A 5,759-nucleotide genomic window follows, 5' to 3' on the forward strand; every position below is an offset into this window, starting at 1 on the left:
CGCCCGCTCGGCCGCCGCCCGCAGCGGCTCCAGCGCCCGCGCCCGCTCCCGCGGCACGGCCAGGGCGAACTGCACCAGGCCGTCCCGTGCCGAAAGCCCTTGCAACATGCCGGAGGAGACGATGTCCCGGCCTGTATCCGGGTCCCGTACCGCGCCCAGGGCGGCCCGGACGGCCTCTGCAAGTGTCTCCGCCATCGCTTGAAAACCTCTTCTTCCCGGACAATATCCGCCGCGCCCTCGCTGTGGCGTGATGCAACCGCATTGCGCCCCAGCCCGGACAGGGCGACATATGGTCCGGCCCTGTCGCCCAAGCACCCGCCTGGCGCAAGCGGCCGACGACAACCTGTGCCGCGCGGTTCGCGCGGCGCGCGACGACACGTGACGGGAGATGTGCCGGCCGATGCCCTGGAACAATACTGGTGGCTCGAACTCTGGGGGGAGCCCATGGGGCAATCCGCGTCCGGGCGGCCCCTGGGGGCAACCGCCCCAGGGCGGCGGCGGCGGGCGTGGTCCCGGCGGCGGCGGCAATGGCCCTGACCTGGACGATGCCATCCGCCAGGCGCAGGCGGCGCTGCGGCGCATCCTGCCCGGCGGCGGCGGCCGTGGCGGCAATGGCAAGTGGATCGGCCTGGGCGTTCTCGCGCTGATCGCGGTCTGGGCCGCCAGCGGCATCTACCGCGTGCAGCCGGACGAGCAGGGCGTGGTGATGCGCTTCGGCGCCTTCAACCGCACCACCCAGCCCGGCCTGAACTACCGCATCCCCTGGCCGGTGGAGAGCGTGACCACGCCGCGCGTGACGCGCATCAACCGCATCGACATCGGCTTCCGCTCGCCCAACGACACGCCGCTCTCCCGCCCCGTCTCCGCCCGGGACGTGCTGGAGGAGAGCATGATGCTGACGGGCGACGAGAACATCATCGACATCGACTTCGCGGTGTTCTGGCGCATCCGCGACGCGGGCGAATACCTGTTCAACACCCGCAACCCCGACCAGACCGTGAAGTCGGCGGCCGAGAGCGTGATGCGCGAGGTGGTGGGCCGCACCCCCATCCAGCCGGCGCTGACGGAGGCCCGCGCGCAGATCGAGCAGGCGGTGCGCCAGGGCGCGCAGTTCATCCTCGACCAGTATGGCTCGGGCATCGAGATCACGCAGATCCAGCTGCTGAAGGTGGACCCGCCGCCGGCCGTGATCGACGCCTTCCGCGACGTGCAGCGCGCCAACGCGGACCGCGAGCGCGCCCGCAACGAGGCCGAGGCCTATCGCAACGACATCATCCCCCGCGCCCGCGGCGAGGGCCAGCGCATGATCCAGGAGGCCGAGGGCTTCAAGGAATCGCAGGTCGCCCGTGCCCGTGGTGAGGCCGCGCGCTTCCTGTCCGTGCTGACCGCCTACCAGACCTCCCAGGACGTGACGGTGCGCCGCCTCTACCTGGAGACGATGGAAGAGATCCTGCGCAAGAACCCGAAGATCGTGGTGGACGACCGGCTGCAGGGCGTCGTGCCCTATCTGCCGCTGGATGGGCAGGGCGCCGCGCCGCAGCGCGCGCCGCAGGCCCCGGCCCAGGGCGCGGCCCAGTCCACGCCGCCGGCGCCGCCCGCCGTGCTCAATCGCCAGGGGGGAGCCGCCCGATGAACCGCTTGACGCTTCTGGCGGGCGTGGCCGTGGTGGCCGTGGTCGCCGCCGCCTCCACCCTCTTCACGGTGCAGCAGACCGAGCAGGTGATGATCACCCAGTTCGGCCAGCCCATCCGCGTCATCTCGAAGCCGGGCCTGCACGCCAAGATCCCGTTCATCCAGGCCGTGGTTTCCTTCGACCGCCGCCTGCTGGACTACGACGCGCCGGGCGAGGAAATCATCCTGGGCGACCAGCGCCGGTTGATCGTGGACAGCTTCACCCGCTTCCGCATCTCCGACCCGCTGCGCTTCTTCCAGACCTCGGGCGCGCAGGAAGCGGGCATCCGGGGCCGGCTCTCCTCGATCGTCTCCTCCTCGCTGCGCCGCGTGCTGGGCAGCCAGCCGCTGCTGGGGGTGCTCTCCTCCGAGCGGCAGAAGATCATGGATGAGATCAAGCGGCAGGTGAATGCCGAGGCCACGCAGTTCGGCATCACGGTGGAGGATGTGCGCATCCGCCGCGCCGACCTGCCGGAAGAGAATACCCAGGCGGTGCTGAACCGCATGCAGTCGGAGCGCGAGCGCGTGGCCCGCGAGGCCCGCGCCGAGGGCGCCGAGGTGGCCGCCCGCATCCGTGCCGGCGCCGACCGCGAGCGCACCGTGCTGCTGGCCGAGAGCCATGCCCAGGCCGATGTGCTGCGCGGCCAGGGCGAGGAGGAAGCGATCCGCCTCTTCGCCGAGGCCTTCCAGCGGGACCCGCAGTTCTTCCAGTTCTGGCGGAGCATGCAGGCCTACCGCGAGGCCTTCTCGGAAGGCGATTCGCGGCTGGTGCTGACGCCGGACTCGGAATTCTTCCGCTACTTCCGGTCCAGCCAGTCCGGCGTGCCCGCCCCGGCGGCCGCCCCGCCGGCGAGCCCGGCGGGCAACCGCCCGGCTCCGGCTGCGCCGCAGCCGGAACCCGCGCCGGCGCCCTGAGGCCGAGTATCCAAATGTTCCAAAACGGGCCGCATCCCTTGCGGCCCGTTTCGAGTTGAGCTTTCTCGTAACTGCTTGCGGTTACGGGCTTTGCCTTTACGGGCAGCGGCCCCATTTCCACCGCGTTCTTGACCCACGCGGCCGATATCGGTCGAAAGCGAGGTTCTGCCGATGCGTCTCGCCCCCATGATGCTGGCCGCTGCCGTGGCCGCTGCCCCACTGACAGCACCGCTGTCGGCCTGGGCGCAGCCCACCATGACTGCGCCCAGCGTGACCCCCCCTCGAACCACACCGCCCGCACCCCCGGCGGTGGCCACGCCCGAGAGCTTCGCGCCCCTGGCGCGGCGGCTGCTGCCGGCGGTGGTGAATGTGCAGACCAGCCAGACCATTGGCGGTCCGCGCGCCGGGCGCCCCGATGCGCCGGAGATCCCGCAGGCCCCGCCGGGCAGCCCCTTCGAGGAGCTGTTCCGCGACTTCCTGGAGCGCCAGCGGCCGGGCCAGCGCCCGGGCCAGCCGCCGCGCCGGGCGCAGAGCCAGGGCTCGGGCTTCATCATCGATGCCTCGGGCATCATCGTCACCAACAACCACGTCGTGGACGGCGCCGACGAGATCAACGTCGTGCTGCAGGACAACACGACGCTGAAGGCCGAGCTGGTGGGCGTCGATGCCCGCACGGACCTCGCGGTGCTGCGGGTGAAGACCGACAAGCCGCTGCCGACGGTGGCCTTCGGCGATTCCGACAAGGCCGAGGTTGGTGACTGGGTGCTGGCCATCGGCAACCCGCTGGGCTTCGGCGGCAGCGTCACCTCGGGCATCGTCTCGGCCCGTGGGCGCAACATCAATGCCGGCCCCTACGATGACTTCATCCAGACGGATGCGGCCATCAACCGCGGCAACTCGGGCGGCCCGCTGTTCAATGTCCAGGGCGAGGTGATCGGCATCAACACCGCCATCGTCTCCCCCTCCGGCGGCTCGATCGGCATCGGCTTCTCCATCCCGTCCAACCTGGCCAAGAACATCGTGGCGCAGCTGCGTGACGGCGGCCGGGTGAAGCGTGGCTGGATGGGCGTGAATATCCAGCAGGTGACGGAAGAGATCGCCGAGAGCCTGAACGTGCCCGGCGGCGCCCGTGGCGCCCTGGTGGCGCGCGCCGACGAGAACGGCCCCGCCGCCAAGGCCGGCGTGCGGAACGGCGACGTGATCCTGCGCTTCAACAACCAGGACGTGAAGGAGATGCGCAACCTGCCGCGCATCGTGGCCGAGACGCCGGTGGGCACCGAGGTGCCGATGACTGTCTGGCGCAACGGCAAGGAAGAGCAGCTGAAGCTGACGGTGGCGGAACTGCCGACCGACCTGCAGGCCGCCGCCACGGCCGCGCCCGAGCAGACCCGCCCTGGCGCCGCGCTGGAGCTTTCCGGCCTGGGCCTGAAGGTCTCTCCCATCACCCCCGAGGTGAAGGAGCGCTTCAGCCTGCGCGACGAGGCCAAGGGCGTGGTGGTGACCGAGGTGGCGCCGGGCAGCAGCGCGGCCGAGCGTGGCATCACCGCCGGCGACCTGATCGTGGAAGTGCAGCAGAACCGCGTCTCCACCCCGCAGGAGGTGCGCGAGCAACTGGAGCGCCTGCGCAAGCAGAACCGCCCCAGCGCGCTGCTGCTGATCGAGAATGGCCAGGGCCAGCGCTTCGTGCCGCTGCGCCTGCGGGCCGAGGGCGGCAGCCCGGGCTGAACCGGGGCTTCGCCAGGAAAAGGGAAGGGGGGCTTCGGCCCCCCTTTTCCGTGTCAGGCCGCGAAGTCGGCGGCGCGGTAGCCCTGGGCATAGAGCAGGGCGCACAGGTCGCCATGGTCCACCCGCGCCCGTGCCGTGGCGGCCACCACCGGCTTGGCGTGGTAGGCCACGCCCAGGCCGGCGGCGCCCAGCATCGCCAGGTCGTTGGCGCCATCGCCTACCGCCACGGTGGCGGTGAGCGGCAGGCCCAGTTCGGCGGCCAGCTTCTTCAGGATGGTCAGCTTGGCGTCGCGGTCGAAGACCGGCTCTTCAACCCGGCCGGTCAGGGCGGCGCCGTCATCCAGCAGGATATTGGCGTGGTGGCTGTGGAAGCCGAGCTTCTCCGCCACCCGCGAGGTGAACCAGGTGAAGCCGCCGGAGGCGATGGCGCAATGCGCCCCATGCGCGCCCATGGTCCGCACCAGCACCTCGGCGCCGGGCATCATCTCGATCTTGGCCCAGGTTTCTTCCAGCGCCGCCAGCGTCAGGCCCTTGATCATCGCCACCCGCTCCCGCAGCGAGGTGGCGAAGTCGATCTCGCCATTCATGCTGCGCTGGGTGATGGCGGCGATCTGGTCCTGCACCCCGGCATAGGCCGCCAGCTCGTCCAGCGTCTCGGCGGTGACGATGGTGCTGTCCATGTCCGCCACCAGCAGCTTCTTGCGGCGGCCCTCGGCGGCCTGCGCGATGCAATCCACCGGCGCCCCTTCCAAAGCGCTGCGCGCGATGGCATCGGCCTGTTCCGGGGCGAGGCCGGAGAAGGGAAGGTCCACGGCCTCGCCCTCCGCCAGCCAGTCCGGGGTGCCGGCTTGGCCGCCGAGGTCGAGAAGGGCCGCGCGCACGCGGGAAATGACGGACGCCTGCAGGATACCCGGCGGGGCGATCAGGGTGAGGATATGAGACATCGGGGCCGGACCATGCCTGTGCAGCCATGAGTGATCAACCTTTCGCGCTGCTGGTGGCGGGGCCCACCGCATCCGGCAAGTCCGCCCTGGCGCTGGCCCTGGCCGAGCAACTGGGCGGCACGGTCATCAATGCCGATTCCATGCAGGTCTATGACGGGCTGCGCGTGCTGACCGCCCGCCCGAGCCCGGAGGAGGAGGCGCGCGCGCCGCACCGCCTTTACGGCGTGCATCCGCCGGGGCAGGCCGCCAGCGTCGCTTGGTGGCGGGAGCGGGCACTGGAGGAAATGGCGGCGGCGCGGCTGCCGATCCTCTGCGGCGGCACCGGCCTCTATTTCCGCAGCCTGACCCAGGGCCTGACCGAAGTGCCGCCCGTGCCGCCCGAGGCGCGGGAGGAAGCGCGCGCCTTCCTGGCGGAGCATGGCCCCGCCGCCCTGCATGCCCGGCTGGCGGCCGAGGACCCGGACACCGCCGCCCGCCTGCGCCCCAGCGACAGCCAGCGCCTGG

Annotated in this window: 6 protein-coding genes; 4 read left to right on the forward strand and 2 right to left on the reverse strand. The window is 71.3% G+C overall.

The window, feature by feature from the left end; translation table 11 throughout:
• The coding region (locus IBL25_RS23860; RefSeq protein ID WP_187780966.1) for an iron-sulfur cluster assembly protein at positions 1-195 on the reverse strand (195 nt) is incomplete at its 3' end.
• A 205-nt stretch (positions 196-400) separates the two neighbouring features.
• Between IBL25_RS23860 and hflK the strand changes: the two genes are divergently transcribed.
• The 3 genes from hflK (at position 401) to IBL25_RS23875 (ending at position 4,311) form a co-directional block, all read left to right on the forward strand.
• Positions 401-1,633 (forward strand): FtsH protease activity modulator HflK, encoded by a 1,233-nt coding sequence (hflK, locus tag IBL25_RS23865; RefSeq protein WP_187780967.1) that lies wholly within the window; start codon positions 401-403, stop codon positions 1,631-1,633.
• Positions 1,630-2,586 carry a protease modulator HflC gene (hflC, locus tag IBL25_RS23870; RefSeq protein ID WP_187780968.1) on the forward strand — a complete coding sequence of 319 codons (957 nt, stop codon included), beginning with the start codon at positions 1,630-1,632 and terminating at the stop codon, positions 2,584-2,586. The genes hflK and hflC overlap by 4 nt, the downstream gene beginning before the upstream one ends.
• 171 nt (positions 2,587-2,757) lie before the next feature.
• Positions 2,758-4,311, forward strand: coding sequence for a DegQ family serine endoprotease (locus IBL25_RS23875; protein ID WP_187780969.1), 1,554 nt, complete (start codon positions 2,758-2,760; stop codon positions 4,309-4,311).
• Positions 4,312-4,364: 53 nt separating this feature from the next.
• Here IBL25_RS23875 and serB read toward each other — a convergent pair whose 3' ends face one another.
• Positions 4,365-5,255: a phosphoserine phosphatase SerB gene (gene serB, locus IBL25_RS23880; protein ID WP_187780970.1), complete on the reverse strand. Its 891-nt coding sequence runs from the start codon at positions 5,253-5,255 to the stop codon at positions 4,365-4,367.
• Positions 5,256-5,281: 26 nt separating this feature from the next.
• Between serB and IBL25_RS23885 the strand changes: the two genes are divergently transcribed.
• Positions 5,282-5,759: tRNA (adenosine(37)-N6)-dimethylallyltransferase (locus IBL25_RS23885; protein ID WP_275296060.1), on the forward strand; the 478-nt coding region annotated here is incomplete at its 3' end.

The organism is Pseudoroseomonas ludipueritiae, assembly GCF_014490445.1.
Taxonomy (GTDB): Bacteria; Pseudomonadota; Alphaproteobacteria; order Acetobacterales; family Acetobacteraceae; genus Pseudoroseomonas; species Pseudoroseomonas ludipueritiae.